Source organism: Bradyrhizobium sp. Bra78 (assembly GCF_024519855.1).
GTDB lineage: Bacteria > Pseudomonadota > Alphaproteobacteria > Rhizobiales > Xanthobacteraceae > Bradyrhizobium > Bradyrhizobium japonicum_G.
On the sequence record NZ_JALJRE010000005.1, the window covers coordinates 348036 to 363860 of the forward strand.

A 15825-nucleotide genomic window follows, 5' to 3' on the forward strand; every position below is an offset into this window, starting at 1 on the left:
GATGTCAGGAATGAGCAGCACGATGGGGCTCACGTTCGCCCTTGTCGTGATCGTTCTGATGCTGGCGGCTGCAGCGTTGCTGAAGTATCTCCTCAAGGATTGAGGAGCATTCGGTGCCGCCCTTTATGAGCTCTCCCGTTGCGTAGCAGCACTCTAGGCTAGGGTGCGAGGCGAACGGGATCTCCGGCATCGGTTCACGAACAGCATGAGCCCTTCGTTTGAATCGGAGGGCATGGGACGGTCCCGTAGGAACAAAACACGCAGCAGTCGCCCTTCTTGGGCTTGAGGCGAAGGCCACACTCTTCGCAGTCGTAAAAGAACTGGCAGGCATCCGTCGGCATGGTTTCGGTCTTTTGATGAGCGCACGCCGGGCACGTGAGGGTCGATTCCAAATTCATGCATTCCTCTTGCCTGCAGTCGTCCGAAGCCGTGGTGCCATCCTGCCAGCCCTGCGCCGTTTCGGCAACGACGGCGACGTGCGCGGCCGCCAGGCGAGAAACCCAGCGGGCCGGCCCGGAGTCGGCCGGGAGGTGGGCGCAGAAGGTGCTCCCGCTATTCCTCAGCCAAAGCAGCTACGATTGGGCCCAGGATCGCCAAGGCGTCCACCGCGCCGTCGTCTTCACCCTTCTCGAAGTCCGCGCCCTTTTGAGCCATGGTGTTCGTCACGTGAGCGAGGCAGAGTACCTTGCGTTCGGTGGCGGTGGCGAAGGCGTAAAGCGCGGCCGCTTCCATCTCGACCGCAAGGATTTCACGGTCCGCGGCTGCTTGTACGGCTTGGCTGGTCTCGCGGAACGGGGCATCGGTGGTCCAGCTTGCGCCCACGATCGTTCGCGGTCCACCGAGCTTGATTGCTTCCGTTGCGGCCTTCAGCAGGCGAGGACAAGCGCTGGCGTACTCCGAAGGCGGAGCGTAGTGGTAGCTCGTTCCCTCGTCGCGAAGCGCCCTTTCGATGATGATGAAGTACGGCGGTTCGCCGGCGGCGACGATCTGACCAGCCGACGTCAAGCTGATCAGCAGACGGCAGCCGCTGGCAAACAGTTCCTCGGCCACCAGAACGGCGAAGGAGGCCCCCACGGCTCGCCCGACGATGCCGACCTCCCTTCCGGCAAGGGAGAACACGTCGAGCTCCGTGTGGTAGCATGGCCAGCCTCCGAAGGGCTTTGCGCGCCCTGTCCGGCGAAGATGGCGCACGACATCGCCGTCCGGATCGAGCAGGCAAACGGAGGGGACGCCGACCTCCCACAAGTTCTTCTGTCGACGTGCTTCCCGCATCAGGGCAGCCGGTACGAAGACGGAAGGAGCCGCCGGGTCCTTGTTGTCGAGGATAGGGGGAATGGCCATCTATGCACCTTGAATCGATGGAGGGACGGAAGCCATGAACGACCTCGACCGCCAGGCTCATTGGCAGAGCGTATACGCGACCAAAGCGGAAAGGGAAGTAAGCTGGTTTCAGGAGGATCCGGCTCCATCGCTCGATGTCATCGCGGAGGCCGGCATCTCGACCGACGCGCGCATCATCGACGTCGGAGGCGGCGCTTCGCGCCTGGTCGATGGTTTGCTAGAGCGGGGCTTCAGCCGGGTTGCGGTACTGGACCTCTCGGCCAAGGCGCTCGAAGCAGCGAAGATGCGGCTTGGTCGGCGTGGAGACTCGGTCGCTTGGATCGTCGCGGACGTCACCACCTGGAATCCTTCGGACACTTACGACCTGTGGCACGATCGGGCCGCTTTCCACTTCCTGACGGACTCCGCCGACCGCGAGGCGTACGTCGCTTGTCTGAAGAAGGCAGTACGTCCCCGCGGTCATGTGATCATCGCGACTTTCGCGTCCGATGGTCCCGAAAGGTGCAGTGGCCTCCCGATCGTCCGGTACGATCCGGAAGCGTTGGCAGCGACGCTGGGGCCTTCCTTCGAGCTCGTCGCTTCCCGGCGGCACGATCATGTGACCCCGGGCGGAAATACGCAGCGCTTTCAATTCAGCCGCTTTCTGAGAGTGTGAGAGCACGGAAGCAAGCTTCCCAAGAGCAGATTTCCTGCAGGTGTCCTGACGAAACCGTGAGGCGGACGCATATTCCGCAATCGGCCGAGTAGGCTAAATTGGCTCGATTCCACGGACATGAGGCTGAAATCCCATGAAGAAGATCGCGTTCCTCGTCGCCTTCCTTGCCCCGGCGCTCGCCTGGGCGGAGAACCCTTACGCCGGCATGGAGTCTCGTCCGGTCAAGGCCCTGTCGGACCAGCAGGTCGCCGACCTGCGCGCCGGCCGCGGCATGGGGCTCGCACTCGCGGCCGAACTCAACGGGTATCCGGGCCCCTCGCACGTGCTGGACCTCGCGGATCGGTTGGGATTGAGCGCGGAGCAGCGGACGAAGGTCCAAGAGATGTTCGCGGCGATGAAGGTGGAGACAACGCCGATCGGCAACAGGCTGATCGAGGAGGAGAGCAATCTGGATCGGCAGTTCGCCACCCGGACCATCAGCCCGGATAGCCTGAGATCCGCGACCGCGGCTATCGCGAAGACACAAGGCGAGCTTCGCGAAGCTCACCTCAAGTACCATCTGCTCACCGCAGCGACCCTCGACAGCTCCCAATTGGCGAAATACGCCGAGCTGCGCGGGTATTCGAGCGCAGGGCCGATGCAACAGCAGCACCACCACCACGACAACTAGGAGACAAGTGCTTGAACGGGATCTCTCGCATCGGAATGCTCGCCCTCGCTGCGTCTTTGGCGACCGCCACGGCCGCACGGGCGCACGAACACGGCAATCACGCATCCTACTCGGCTGGAGAACCCGGCGATCCATCGCAGCCGGCGCGCACCATCGAGATCGCGATGAGCGAGATGGACTACGAACCGAGCCGCATCGAGGTGAAGCGGGGCGAGCAGATCCGGTTCGTGCTGCGCAACGTCGGGACCGAAGATCACGAATTCCTGCTGGCGACCACGCAGGAGAACCTGAAGCACGCGGCCGTCATGAAGAAGCATCCGCACATGGAGCACGACGAGCCGAATGGCGTCCGCGTCGCGCCGAAGAAGACGGCGGAGGTGCTGTGGAGGTTCACGAAGCCAGGGACGTTCGAATATTCGTGCCTGATTCCGAACCATCGGGAGTACGGCATGACCGGGCATGTGACGGTCAAGTGAACAGGAGGTCGAGATGAAGCATGAAGCCTGTCCGCCCAGTCGCCGATCGGTCCTGGGATTTGTCGCTGCCGCGGTACTGATCGCACCCGTGGCCGCTGCCTTTGCCGAAGAGCTGGCCGTCACGGTCCACAAGGATCCGAACTGCGGCTGCTGCGCGGGCTGGGTGCAGCATCTGCGCGACGCCGGGTTTGTCGTAAGAGTGGACGAGACCGCCGATCTGGAATCGATCCGGAGCCGCCTTGGCGTTCCGGCCGACCTGACGGCATGTCATACCGCCGAGGTCGCCGGCTACGTCGTCGAAGGGCACGTGCCGGCGGCGGCCATACGCCGCCTGCTCGCCGAGCGCCCAAATGCGAAAGGTGTGGCCGTCCCCGGCATGCCGATCGGGTCGCCCGGCATGGAAGGCGGGCGGCCCGCGGCCTATTCGGTGATGTTGTTCGGAGCCGACGGACAGAAGACGTTCATGCGGTTCGTCGGAGACCGAGCCGTCGGCTGACGTCACGGCAGGCGTGCCGATGACGACCTACTGAAGGTGCGCGCTCCGTGCGCGACGGCTCACGCCGGCGCGAACGGGGTGGACGCGTCGTTACTTCTTGTCACCCATGTGGTGGGGCGACGAAGTGCCGGGGCCGCCCGTGTAGTGATGGCCTCCGGACGCGCCGTCCTTGGCGGAGCCGACGGTCTCCTTGGAGGAGCCGACCGTGCCCATGTCCTTCTTGCCCATGTGATGAGGGACCTCGGTCTTCGGCCCGCCGCTATAGTGGTGACCGTTCTTTTCTTTGTCCGTGGTCTGCGCCATCGCCGGCACGGCAAGCGCGGCGGCGGCAACGATGGCAATCAGCGTTCTGGTGATCATGTCCGTTCTCCCGGTAAATGGTGGCACATCGAAGCAGAGAACAGCGGGCCGCTCCTTGATCCATCGCAAGTAGAGATCGCAGCGGTGCCGAGCGCCGCCTGCATCATCCTATTGACGTGCATCAAGCGGCCGGCGTGGGGAACGAGTCATCCTGAGTGCCGGCCATCCACGACCAGGAGCTTGCCATGCGCGCTATGACCATCGCCGCCGCACTACTCGCCACGACGCTCGGGCACGCCGCCTGGGCCCAATCGGCCGCGGAACACGAAGGGCATCACCCCGACCAGAAGCAGAAGCAGGAGCAGGCCACGCCAAAGGCAGACCAGCGGGCGCCTGCCGGCTCTCAGGGCATGAATGGCGGCGGAATGATGGGCGGGAAGATGCCCATGATGGACATGGCGAAGATGATGGAGATGATGCGGCAGTCCGGCGACGGAATGGGCATGGATACGATCGATCATATCGAGGGCCGGGTCGCGTTCCTCCGCACCGAGCTCAAGATCACCGAGGCGCAACAGCCCGCCTGGAACGCGTTCGCCGACGCGCTGAGGACCAACGCCAAAACGTTGGGAGAGATGCGCGGCTCGATGATGTCGCAGCAGGGTGCCGGTGCCGGTCTGGTCGAAAAGCTCGCGTTCCAGGAAAAATGGCTCGCGGCACGGCTCGAAGGCACCCGCGCGATGAAATCGGCGCTCACGAACCTGGTCTCGACGTTTTCCGACGAGCAGAAGAAGGCCGCCGACGAACTGCTCGCGCCGCAGATGGGCATGATGCCGATGATGTCCGCGATGCGGGACGGAGCGACGATGGGCATGGGAATGCAGCCCGGCAAGCCGATGCAATGACCTTCGGGGCGCGAGTCGGCGGTCCCCGTTGGCTCGGTGTGGCGCCCACGATCAAGGCCAGCGAGTATTACGGGCCTGCCGCCGTTGATCTAGCGCAACAATGATGGCAACGGCGCCGCTAAGCTCCGATCAATGATAGGAGCCAGACTATGTCGGTGCAGGACCATCCCGCGCATCTAGAACGCCCGCAACAGGGCATGTCCACGAAATCCAAGGGCGGCTTGGTTCTGATCGGATTCCTGATCATCGCCGGCGGGCTGCTGTTCACCGAGCACAGGGCTCACGTGCTCGGGCTTCTGGTCTGGCTTCCGTTGTTCGGTTGCTTGCTGATGCACATGTTCATGCATCACGGCGGCCACGGCCACCATCACGCAGAGCCCCCGCCGTCAGACAAAAGGGGGGAGTGATGCACGACACAGCGCCCGCCTACGGCCTCTGGGGCCTGGTCATCGTCAATTCGGCGGTCTTCATCCTGTTCGCCTACAGCTTCTTCAAGCCGCAGACCTCGCGCGATTGGCGCTCGTTCAGCGCCTTCAGCGCCTTCCTGGTGGCGTTGTTCGTGGAAATGTACGGCTTTCCGCTCACCATCTACTTCCTGTCGGGCTGGCTTCAGTCGCACTACCCGAACATCGACTGGTTCTCGCACGACGCTGGCCATCTGCTCGAGATGATGTTCGGCTGGAAGACAAATCCGCACGCCGGACCGTTCCACATCCTGAGCTTCATCTTCATCGGCGCGGGCTTCGTCCTGATCTCCGCCGCGTGGAGAGTGCTGTACGATGCGCAGCAGACCCGCGGCCTCGCGACCACAGGCCCCTACAGCTACGTCCGGCACCCGCAGTACGTCGGTTTCATCCTCGTCATGTTCGGCTTCCTTCTGCAGTGGCCGACGATCCTCACGCTGGCGATGTTTCCGGTGCTGACCGCCATGTACGTGAAGCTGGCGCGCGGCGAGGAGCGGGACGCGAGAGCGCAATTCGGCGCAGCATACGACCTCTACGCCGCCGAGGTGCCGGGATTCATTCCGAAGCTCGGCCGTGTTCTGGGACGGGCGCCCTCGAGCGACTATCGCCACGGCTGATGGAGGCGGCCCGATGCGCGAGGCAGGAGCCCGGTGGACGCTTTCCTCGCTCCTCCTCGCCGGATCGGGAGTCCTGCTGATCGGGGTCGGCCTCTATTTCCTGTTCGTCCGGCCCTCGCTGCTGCCCGAGGACGTCAGGTTCATGAATCTGACCCCGGCCGAGCTGCAACTGGTCGGAGGCAGGCTGGGATCCTGGCTCGTTCACGTGTTCCGCGTGATGGGCGGCTACATCGCCGCGACGGGCGTTCTGGCGATCACCTTGGCGGCAACGTCCTTCCGCGATCACCATCCGCTCGCTGCGGCCGGCGCCGCGGTCGCCGGCGCAGCCTCGATCGGCTTGATGGCGGCCGTCAACTTCATGATCGATTCCGACTTCAAGTGGGTGTTGCTGGGAATGGCGCTGGTATGGGCGTTCAGCCTGGCGGCGTTCGCGTGGGAGGCGGTCCGTTCATGACGCAGCCCGTCTTCACGGCTAAAGGACTGACCAAGACCTACGTCTCCGGCGAAGTGAAGGTTCATGCCCTCAACGACGTCGATCTTGAGATCGCCGAGAGGGAGGTCGTCGTGCTGCTGGGTCCCTCCGGCAGCGGCAAGACAACCTTGCTGAACATCATGGGCGGCCTCGACCGGCCGAGCAGCGGCCGGCTGTTCTTCCGCGATCTCGACCTGACCGATTTGGAAGACCGCGAGCTCACGAAGTACCGCCGCGACCACGTCGGCTTCGTCTTCCAGTTCTACAATCTGGTGCCGAGCCTCACGGCTTTCGAAAACGTGGCGCTGGTGACGGAGGTTTCCAATCGACCGATGCGTCCCGCTGACGCCTTGGCTCTGGTGGGCCTGGAAGAGCGGATGCACCACTTTCCCGCCCAGCTATCCGGCGGCGAGCAGCAGCGCGTGGCCATAGCCCGCGCGATAGCGAAACGACCGGCGGTGCTGCTCTGCGACGAGCCGACCGGGGCTCTGGACTCGAAAACCGGCATTCGCGTCATCGAGGCGCTGCTCGGGGTGAATCGGCAGCTCGGCACCACGACCGTCATCATCACGCACAACGCCAGCATCCAGGAGGTCGCCGACCGGGTGCTGTTCTTCGCCGACGGCCGGATCTCCAGGACCCAGAAGAACGAGACCCGGCGGGAAGCGGCCGAGCTCACGTGGTGACGTCATGACGGCGCTCGACATCAAGCTGTTCCGGGACGTCAGGCGGCTCTGGGCGCAGGTGCTCGCCGTCGCGCTGGTCGTCGGAGGGGGCGTTGCGACGCTGGTGCTCGCGGTCGGCTCCCATCGATCCTTGGAGGAGACTCGGATCGCGTACTACGAACGCTACGGCTTTGGCGACGTATTCGCGCAGGCGAAGCGCGCCCCCAAGGCGCTCGCCGGCAGGGTCGGCGAGATACCCGGCGTCGCCGCCGTCGACACCCGGATCGCCAAGCTCGCGTTGCTGGACATTCCCGGGTTCTCGGAGCCCGCAAGCGCGCAGTTCGTTTCGCTGCCCGACAGCGGCGAGCCGCATCTCAACCGGCTCTACATGCGCTCCGGGCGCCTTCCGGAGCCGGGACGGACCGAAGAAGTCGTCGTTAACGAGCCTTTCGCGCGGGCCCATGGGTTCTCCGAAGGGGCGCGGTTCTCGGCCATCCTGAACGGCAAGAAGCGCGAGCTCGTAATCGTCGGCACGGCGCTGTCCCCCGAGTTCGTCTACACCGTCGGGCCGGGCGATCTGATGCCAGATGACCGCCGCTACGCCATCGTATGGATGTCGGAAAGGGCGCTCGCCGGCGTCTACGATCTCGACGGCGCTTTTTCGGCGGTATCGGTCAAGCTTCAGCCCGGCGCATCCGAGCGCGAGGTGATCGCGCGGCTCGACTCTTTGCTCGACCCGTACGGCGGGCAGGCGGCCCACGGCCGGAAGGACCAGACCTCGCACGCCTGGCTCGATCATGAGCTCGACATGCTCAACAACATGAGCCGCACGCTGCCGCCGATCTTCCTGCTGGTGGCCGCCTTCCTGGTCAATCTCACCCTGACGCGGCTGGTCGCGCTCGAGCGCGAGCAGATCGGTCTGCTCAAGGCGCTGGGCTATTCCGATGGCAGCATCGTGCTGCACTACTTCAAATTCGTAGCCCTGATCGTCGTGATCGGAATCACGCTGGGCGGCGTCGTCGGCACCTGGCTCGGATTGCGCGTCACCGGGCTGTTCGGCGACTTCTTCCACTTCCCGTTCCTGGTGTTCGCGAAGGCGCCGGACCTGTACTTCACCGCAGGCGCGCTCAGCGCAGCCGCCGCCGCGATCGGCGCGCTGCGGGCGCTGCGCGAAGTGGTGAAGCTGCCGCCGGCCGTCGCCATGCAACCGCCGGCCCCGCCGGTCTATCGCCGGCTCCTGCCGGAGAGCATCCAGCTCGACCAGATCGTGTCGCAGCCGACGCTCATGATGATCCGTAACGTCGCGCGGCATCCCGTCCGGGCCGCGTTCACGGCGCTCGGGATGGCTCTCGCCACCGCGATCCTCGTCGTCTCGCTGTTCACGCGGGACACGATGGAGCAACTGATAGACGTAACCTACTTCCTTGCCGACCGGCAGGACGCGACCATCGGCTTTTCCGAGAAGCGGATCGAGAACGTGGTGGAGCAGGTGAGCCGGCTTCCGGGCGTCCTCGCGGCCGAGCCGTTCCGCGAGGTGCCCGTCCGGATCCGCCATGGCAACGTCGAACGGCGGATCACGATAAGCGGCCGGCCCGCCGATGCCGACCTCAGGCGCATCATCGACGCCGACCTCCGGCCCGTCGCGCTTCCGGAGACGGGCCTCGCGATCTCCATCATGCTCGGTCGCATCCTCGGGGTGGGGGCGGGTGACACCGTCGAGCTCGATTTGCTGGAGGGAGCCCGTCGCACCGTGACGATGCCGATCGTGGCCACCGTCGAGGACTATTTCGGCATCCGGGGAATGATGGACATCGAGGCGCTGCGGAAGCTGATGCGGGAGGCGCCCGTCGTGAACAGCGTGAACCTCAGCCTCGACGAGAACCGGAAGGAGGACTTCTACGCGGCGGTGAAGTCCATGCCGACGGTCGGCGGCGTGGCGCTGCAGCGCGTGTCCCTGGCCAACTTCCGCAAGACCGTCGCGCTGCTCATCACCACGATGGCGAGCATCTACACCGGGCTCGCCGCCGTGATCGCGTTCGGCGTGGTCTACAACAACGCCCGGATTTCGCTGTCCGAGCGCGCCCGCGAGCTGGCCAGCCTGCGGGTGCTCGGCTTCACGCGCGGCGAGGTGCTGCGCATCCTCCTGCTCGAGCTCGCGATCCTGACGCTGATCGCCCAGCCGCCGGGTTGGTTGATGGGCTACGGCCTCGCATGGGTCATGAAGACGAACTTGGCCGGAGAACTGATGCGCGTCCGGCTGGTGGTGGAGCATTCGACCTACGTCATCGCCACGTCGGTGGTGGTGCTGGCTGCGGTCGCCTCCGCGGCGGTGATCCGCGAACGCATCGATAAACTGGACCTCGTCGCGGTCCTCAAGACGCGAGACTAGCCATGCCGGCAAACTGGACCAAACGTATCATCGGTGCCGCGGCCTTGGCCGCGATCGCGGGGGGACTGGCGTGGTTCGCCTGGCCCCGGGCGGTTCTGGTGGATCTCGCCACCGTGGCGAAAGGCCCGATCGAAGTCACGGCCGACGATGACGGCAAGACGCGCGTCCGCCACGTCTACACGGTCTCGGCGCCGATCGCCGGCAAGGTGCTGAGGATTTCGCATCCGCTGGGCGAGCAGGGACCTTCGCTTCACGTCGGCGACGAGGTCGCCGCCAACCAGACCGTCGTCGCTCTGATGCAGCCGACGCTGCCGGGCTTCATCGACGTGCGTTCCCGCGACCAGCTTCAGGCTGAAGTCTTGGCTGCGGACGCGGCTATCCAGCAACAGGAAGCCGAAGTGCAGCGGATCGAAGCCGCGCTGGACTTCGCCCGGACCGAATTCCAGCGGGCGCAGACGCTGTTGCGTACGCAGTCCACCTCGGCTCAGGCCTTCGACAAGGCGAAGTTCGAGGTTGCCACGAACGAGGCCGCACTGGCGAGCGCGAAGGCTCAGGTCGAGATGCGGCGTGCAGTACGCACCAGCCTGGCGGCACGGTTGATAGACCCTGCCAACGCCGCGCCGCCGGCCGAGGCGACGTGCTGTGTTCGGGTTCTCGCGCCGGCGAGCGGACGGGTGCTGAAGATCATCCAGGACAGCGAGGCGACGGTCCTGCCCGGGACGCCGCTGGTCGATATCGGCAACCCGCTCGATCTGGAGATCGTGGCTGACCTGCTCTCGACCGATGCGGTGCAGACCAAGGTGGGCGCGCCCGTCCGGATCGACGGCTGGGGCGGGCAGCCCATCAAGGGGAAGGTCGTTCGAGTAGACCCCGCCGGCTTCCTGAAGGTCTCGGCGCTCGGCATCGAGGAGCAGCGGGTCCGCGTGACGATCGATTTCGCGGATGCCCCCGAGACCTGGACCTCGCTTGGACACGACTACCGGGTCGTCGTCCACGTGACCACGTGGAGCGCTCCGGACGCCCTGGCCGTGCCGGTGAGCGCTTTATTCCGAAAGGGCGACCAGTGGGCCGTTTTTGCCGACGAGAGCGGCCGTGCCAAAACCGTGCCGGTGAGCATCGGGCACCGGAACAACCGGATGGCGGAGGTTCTCTCCGGTCTGGCTGCGGGGGACCGGGTGGTGCTTCATCCCAGCGACCGGGTCGGCGATGGAAGCAGGATCGCGCAGCGGGAAGGGCACTGACCCCCGCGCGATTTCGCCGATCGAACCGGAGGTGCTGGCGGGTGTCCCTGACGATGAGGATCGAAGACAGGAGCCCGCTGGGGCATCGAAGACGTCCAGATTGCCCCCCAAAGCGGATTACGAATCCTGGGAGATAGGACCGTCAATGTTTTCAAGTCGGCCTATCAAGCGGATTTGGAGTCAGACTTTAAACAACTTCGAGTCGCGGGCACTGTACGCTGTCGAATATCGGGTCCCGACGGCGCGGCCACTTTCTTGCCTAAACCGGACATCCGGCCGGAGCCAAGAGTCAGGGAAGGGCCAGAAGGCGACATGCGGTTCGCCGTCAAGTGCAAGAGGCCGCCAACTGAGGCGGCCCGGCAAGCTCCCCGCCCGGGCTGGTGGTCTGGGCCGAAGTCGGACGGGGAGCTGCGCGCCGGACCCCCGTCGCATGACAAAGCTAGAAACGTGCCATGACAGTCACGTGAAAACTGTCGGCACAGGTTAGTGGAGGTTGATGTTATCCAAAGGGAGGTTCAGCGCCGCAGCGCGCTCCTTTCGATCCTTCTTGCGGAACTCAATCTCGCGCCGCTCGAAAGCGGCCATCTCTTCCTTGGCAGCTTCCAGCAGGCGGTCACGCGGCGTCATTTCTAATTGGCGGCGTTCCGTCATCACTCACTCCCGTCTCGCGACGTCCCAAATACAGAAGGGCCGGAGCCGTGGAAAGGTTCATTGCTGTAAAATTGCGGATTTATGACGGCGCGTTCCGCTCTTGGATACACCAAGTTGTAGCCCCCAGAACAACGGGCCACTGAGGTCGGAAACAGGCCAGCGCCAGTTTGCCTATAGGAACGGATCGTGGTCCTTGAACTAATTCAGGAACATGGCCGGGGCAGGTCCGGTGTGGGGTCATAAGCGACCTCAGCGGCCCTCGCCGTGAAGGTCAGCTACGGGCCGATTCTGTTGAAAAAGTCTTTTGTAGCTCGCGTGTCAACTTTTTAAGGGCCGTCCATGCATTTGACGCCGTTGAATGCGGAAGACCACATCCGTCTACAAGATCGCTCGGCGATCTTCCTGGTCGTGCGGCGAACGCCTTTATTGGCAATACTCGCGCCGAACTGATCTCAGGAAGATTTTCGCTTCCCCGTTACTTTCGACTTTTTCAACAGAATCGGCCAATAGCCGATATTCGGAATAAAGCGAGAGGCCGCCGCCAACTGAGGCGGCCTTATTTCATGGGAAAAACGCCACCCGCTTAATATGCATCGCGGGCAGCGGCTTCCCAGCCCCGGGTGGGTTTACAAAACCCCGGTCCCTACGAATTGCATATCCATATTCTGCGGTCTGAGCAAAATTGCTCAGGTCCAACTGAGCGGCCTTACTCAGCCTTGGGTGGCAAGTTTTTGGCCTCTTCCTCTACCAGAAGCTTGGCCACTATTTGGCGCTGTGCTTCATCCTTGGCTTCCGCAAACCGTTTCTTAAACAGGGATAGGTTTTCCCGTTGGATGTATTTGTCCATGGTGGGACCTCACTTTCCTTCGTTCTTCAGGACGACAGTCGGGGCCTGATCGGCGATCGTTACTTGGCGCTGCTCTCCGCGAGCTGCTTTAATTAGGGGCACGCAACCCTGATGAACTCAGCCATTTCTGAATGTGTAAGGCGTTCTCGCTTAGTTTCGCCGCCTTTAATAAGGCTTCTCGTTTAGGGCCTGGCGTTGCCGATTCTGCTCGGCTGCGAGCGGCGTTTGCCAGTTGAGTTAGGCGTTCCGTGAGTGAGGGGGTGAGCTTCATCATAAAGTGGCTCCGCGTATTGGCGGGAGCACGGGGCTCTCGGTCACCGATGATGCCGATGGTGGGGCGGTGATTTATTCAGTATGGAACCGCAGAAGTTCCGCCGCTGTTCCGTTTTGCTCACTCTTGGTTCGGGCCGAAATAGGCCACTTTGTATTTCAAGCAGACCACTAGGAGCGGAACGATACGGGCATCGCCGACTCTACTCTGTGAGTCCCGGCGCATGCCCCCATCGCTGGGATCACGTCCCCCTAAGAGGACAGGCCTCAGTGTGCCCCCACACACTGGGGCCGTTATCGTTTTGGCGCCAACTGAGGCTGACTTACTGCTCTTTACGGAGCTTCTTAATCAGCGCCTTCTGGTCGTCAATGTACTCTTGGACAACCTGCCGGGCTTCGTCGGTCCGCGACTGGTCCGGCTGTTCCGCTGGCTTCCGATCCTTCTCCATAAACTTACCTCAACAGCTCCGACTCAAGGCGGGCGCGGACGGCCAGCACCAGCCCCGTGCGGTCCCTGACTTCGATTGATAGGGAGCGCGGCGGCTTGCCCTGCATTGCAGCGTCTTTGACTGCCTGCGCCAGCGTGGTCATAGCCTCGTCGTGGGCTTCGTGCAGAGATTGGAACTCCACCCCATCGTCATCGCGGGCTCGATTATGGCCTTCTATGAAATCAAAATAGTACCTCTGCATGGGGCGCCCTTCCTTATTTGGAAGCATAAGCCGAGCGTTATGAGGGGGTTCCTAAGTCTAAATCAGACCATTGCCGTTTTCAAACTGAGGCACTGAGGCCGGAAACAGGCCAGTGCCCTGAGCCGGATGAGAACAATTAGGCGACTTCAGAACTGATCATGAACCGCGGTCCGCAAGGGTCCGGTTAGGGTCAAAATGCGACTTGGATCCTGCTTCCGCTCTCGGAGCAGGACCGGACGGTCGGGGCGAGCGATCACCGTTAGCGACGATTGGCGGACTCGCTATTGGGTTAAACTGACTCGTTTCTGCTTTTGGGGGACACAGATAAATAGGCAAAGGCCGCCCATAGCGGCTGGCGAGATATCACGTGAGGAGGGCCGTGACGCCGCGGGCGAAGTAGCCGGTGAACTTGTTCAGGCCGACGCGGGGCTCGCTTCCCTTTGGGCCGACCAAGGCGCCGACGAAGGCGACTTCGAAAAGGGCCAGGCGGATGGCGTCATGGCGCGCTCGCGGTGGTCGCCGCCGCAGCGAATGCCTGAGAGTTGAAGCGGAAATCTCAATAAGAGGTGATCCGCACCAAGATTAGAGTGGCTCCAATTGAGCTCACCCTTGCCCGGGCGCTACGAAGCTCTGTCCGTCATATCAGCAGGCACCACCGTGAGAGCCAGACCGCTGCGATTCGTATTATTTGTCGTGTTCGCTGTCGTGCTCCTGGGGCCGGCCAAGGCCGAAACCGGCGATGTCGAGACCACCTGGCGCCTCCTCGACTACATCGCGGTCGACTACGCGGGTGCGGTCGCGCATGGACAGGTGTCGAGTCCTTCGGAATACGCCGAACAGAACGAGTTCGCCGCCACGGTCGCCGACAAGCTGCATGGGCTTCCGGCGAAGCCTGGGAAGGAGGCGCTCCTCGGGGAGGCGGACACGCTGAAGCGAGCCATCGCCGACAAGGCCGAGCCGGAACAGGTCGCGGAGATCGCGCATAGCTTGGCAGCCGCCCTTTTGGCGGCCTATCCCGTGTCGCTCGCGCCGGCGAAGGCTCCCGACCTTGCGCGCGGCGCTGCGTCCTTCGAACAGAACTGTGCGGCCTGCCACGGAAAAACCGGGGACGGCCACGGCCCGGACGCGGCCAAGCTGGATACGCCTCCCATCGCCTTCACGGATGCCGATCGTGCCCGTCAGCGCAGCGTCTTCGGGCTCTACCAAGTCATCACGCAGGGACTCGATGGAACGGCGATGGCAAGTTTCGAGGGCCTGCCGGCCGATGAGCGCTGGGCGCTGGCCTTCTACGCCGGACAGTTGGCCTTTCCGGATGCGGGCGCAGCGGAAGGCGAACGTCTTTGGAAGCAGGACACCTCTCTGCACCGCGTCCTTCCCGATCTGAAGGCACTGATCGGAACGACGCCCGCTGCGCTTGCCGCCAGGATCGGGCAGGATAAGGCTGATGCTCTTATGGCGTACCTGCGTCGCCATCCGGAGGCCGTCGCGCAGCAGGATGGATCGCTGTCGCTGGTCCGCGCACGCCTGACCGAGAGCATCGACGCCGTGCGGGCAGGCGACCGCAAACGCGCCGGCGAACTGGCGCTGTCCGCCTATCTGGACGGTTTCGAGCCGATCGAACCGGCGCTGACCGCGAGCGACCGCACCCTGATGGAGCGGATCGAAGGGCTGATGGGCGAGTATCGCGCGGCGGTGCAGGGCGAGACCGCCGACGCGCTCTCGGAGCGGGTGCAGGTTCTGGATGGTCTCCTGGACAACGCGCAAGCTGCGCTGTCTCCCGATGCGACGGGCGCCCTTTCGACATTCCTCGGGGCGGCGACGATCCTGCTGCGCGAGGGTCTCGAAGCGCTCCTTATCGTGGTCGCGATGATCGCGTTTCTTCGCAAGGCCGAACGAATGGAGGTCATGCCGTACGTGCACGCAGGCTGGGTCGGCGCGCTCTTGGCGGGCTTCCTGACCTGGGTCGTCGCCACTTGGGTGATCGGCATCAGCGGCGCCAGCCGCGAACTGACGGAAGGGTTCGGGTCGGTCTTTGCCGCAGTGGTGCTGCTGTCGGTCGGAATCTGGATGCACGGCAAGGCGCAGGCGGATCAGTGGCAGCGGTATATCCGCGAGAGGATGTCGAAGGCGCTATCCGGCGGGTCGGCCTGGTTTCTGTTCGTCCTCGCGTTCGTCGTGGTCTACCGGGAGGTGTTCGAGACAATCCTGTTTTACGCGGCGCTCTGGCACCAGGGGAACGGCGGAGCGATTCTCGCCGGGGCGCTCAGCGCCTGTATCGCGCTGACGGTCATGGGCTGGGCAATGCTGCGCTACAGCAGCCGACTGCCGATCGGCAAGTTCTTCATCTACAGCTCTTGGCTCATGGCGGTCCTCACCGTTGTGCTGGCCGGAAAGGGAGTCTCCGCGCTACAGGAAGCGGGCATCGTCGGCATCTCGCCGCTGCACGCGATGCCGCGCCTGTCGCTCGTCGGTTTCTTTCCGACCACACAGACCGTCGCCGCTCAGATCGTCATGATAGTGGCACTGGCCCTCGGATTCGCCCTCAATCGACGTAAAGTCTAGGCGCTCAGCGCCGTTGCCGGCGCCGCGAATAGCTCGGGAAAGTACCGGCTCCGCATCCGCTCCGCGTAGTCCATGCAGCCGGGCTGCGATCGCAGATTTAGAGGCAGCTGCGCG

General features: G+C 63.8%; 18 protein-coding genes. 12 read left to right on the forward strand and 6 right to left on the reverse strand.

What is annotated here, in order from left to right; translation table 11 throughout:
* Positions 1-194: 194 nt before the first annotated feature.
* Both OC450_RS14665 and OC450_RS14670 read right to left on the reverse strand, forming a co-directional pair.
* Positions 195-398, reverse strand: coding sequence for a GDCCVxC domain-containing (seleno)protein (locus tag OC450_RS14665; protein WP_262048130.1), 204 nt, complete (start codon positions 396-398; stop codon positions 195-197).
* Positions 399-552: 154 nt separating this feature from the next.
* Positions 553-1341: a nucleoside phosphorylase gene (locus OC450_RS14670; RefSeq protein ID WP_262048131.1), complete on the reverse strand. Its 789-nt coding sequence runs from the start codon at positions 1339-1341 to the stop codon at positions 553-555.
* 34 nt (positions 1342-1375) lie between these two features.
* On the opposite strand from OC450_RS14670, the gene OC450_RS14675 reads away from it, so the two are divergent.
* The 4 genes from OC450_RS14675 (at position 1376) to OC450_RS14690 (ending at position 3638) form a co-directional block, all read left to right on the forward strand.
* On the forward strand, positions 1376-1996 hold the full coding sequence (locus OC450_RS14675) for a class I SAM-dependent methyltransferase (protein ID WP_262048132.1): 621 nt from the start codon (positions 1376-1378) through the stop codon (positions 1994-1996).
* A gap of 133 nt (positions 1997-2129) precedes the next feature.
* Entirely contained in the window at positions 2130-2666 is a 537-nt protein-coding gene (locus OC450_RS14680; RefSeq protein ID WP_262048133.1) for a Spy/CpxP family protein refolding chaperone, read from the forward strand.
* Positions 2667-2701: 35 nt separating this feature from the next.
* Complete coding sequence (locus OC450_RS14685) at positions 2702-3142, forward strand: cupredoxin family protein (protein ID WP_262048204.1); 441 nt, start codon at positions 2702-2704, stop codon at positions 3140-3142.
* Positions 3143-3155: 13 nt separating this feature from the next.
* Positions 3156-3638, forward strand: coding sequence for a DUF411 domain-containing protein (locus tag OC450_RS14690; protein ID WP_262048134.1), 483 nt, complete (start codon positions 3156-3158; stop codon positions 3636-3638).
* A gap of 90 nt (positions 3639-3728) precedes the next feature.
* On the opposite strand, the gene OC450_RS14695 is transcribed toward OC450_RS14690, so the two are convergent.
* Entirely contained in the window at positions 3729-3998 is a 270-nt protein-coding gene (locus tag OC450_RS14695) for a hypothetical protein (protein WP_262048135.1), read from the reverse strand.
* A gap of 185 nt (positions 3999-4183) precedes the next feature.
* Between OC450_RS14695 and OC450_RS14700 the strand changes: the two genes are divergently transcribed.
* The 7 genes from OC450_RS14700 to OC450_RS14730 all read left to right on the forward strand — a co-directional run bounded on the left by OC450_RS14700 (position 4184) and on the right by OC450_RS14730 (position 10691).
* Positions 4184-4843, forward strand: a complete 660-nt coding sequence (locus tag OC450_RS14700; RefSeq protein WP_262048136.1) for a Spy/CpxP family protein refolding chaperone — start codon at positions 4184-4186, stop codon at positions 4841-4843.
* A 149-nt stretch (positions 4844-4992) separates the two neighbouring features.
* Positions 4993-5250, forward strand: coding sequence for a DUF2933 domain-containing protein (locus OC450_RS14705; RefSeq protein ID WP_262048137.1), 258 nt, complete (start codon positions 4993-4995; stop codon positions 5248-5250).
* Positions 5250-5924: a methyltransferase family protein gene (locus OC450_RS14710; protein ID WP_262048138.1), complete on the forward strand. Its 675-nt coding sequence runs from the start codon at positions 5250-5252 to the stop codon at positions 5922-5924. The genes OC450_RS14705 and OC450_RS14710 overlap by 1 nt, the downstream gene beginning before the upstream one ends.
* Before the next feature lie 13 nt (positions 5925-5937).
* The gene (locus tag OC450_RS14715; protein ID WP_262048139.1) at positions 5938-6378 is read left to right on the forward strand and encodes a hypothetical protein; all 441 of its coding nucleotides are present in this window, start codon (positions 5938-5940) and stop codon (positions 6376-6378) included.
* Positions 6375-7082 (forward strand): ABC transporter ATP-binding protein, encoded by a 708-nt coding sequence (locus tag OC450_RS14720; RefSeq protein ID WP_262048140.1) that lies wholly within the window; start codon positions 6375-6377, stop codon positions 7080-7082. The genes OC450_RS14715 and OC450_RS14720 overlap by 4 nt, the downstream gene beginning before the upstream one ends.
* Before the next feature lie 4 nt (positions 7083-7086).
* A complete protein-coding gene (locus tag OC450_RS14725) occupies positions 7087-9450 on the forward strand; it encodes an ABC transporter permease (protein ID WP_262048141.1) in 2364 nt (787 codons plus the stop codon).
* A 2-nt stretch (positions 9451-9452) separates the two neighbouring features.
* Positions 9453-10691 (forward strand): efflux RND transporter periplasmic adaptor subunit, encoded by a 1239-nt coding sequence (locus tag OC450_RS14730; protein ID WP_262048142.1) that lies wholly within the window; start codon positions 9453-9455, stop codon positions 10689-10691.
* A gap of 483 nt (positions 10692-11174) precedes the next feature.
* Here OC450_RS14730 and OC450_RS14735 read toward each other — a convergent pair whose 3' ends face one another.
* The 3 genes from OC450_RS14735 to OC450_RS14745 form a co-directional block, all read right to left on the reverse strand.
* Entirely contained in the window at positions 11175-11342 is a 168-nt protein-coding gene (locus tag OC450_RS14735; protein ID WP_262048143.1) for a hypothetical protein, read from the reverse strand.
* 706 nt (positions 11343-12048) lie between these two features.
* Positions 12049-12189 (reverse strand): hypothetical protein, encoded by a 141-nt coding sequence (locus tag OC450_RS14740; protein WP_262048144.1) that lies wholly within the window; start codon positions 12187-12189, stop codon positions 12049-12051.
* 723 nt (positions 12190-12912) lie between these two features.
* Positions 12913-13149 carry a DUF6894 family protein gene (locus tag OC450_RS14745; RefSeq protein ID WP_262048145.1) on the reverse strand — a complete coding sequence of 79 codons (237 nt, stop codon included), beginning with the start codon at positions 13147-13149 and terminating at the stop codon, positions 12913-12915.
* A gap of 693 nt (positions 13150-13842) precedes the next feature.
* On the opposite strand from OC450_RS14745, the gene OC450_RS14750 reads away from it, so the two are divergent.
* Entirely contained in the window at positions 13843-15711 is a 1869-nt protein-coding gene (locus tag OC450_RS14750) for an FTR1 family protein (RefSeq protein WP_410050513.1), read from the forward strand.
* Positions 15712-15825 lie beyond the last annotated feature (114 nt).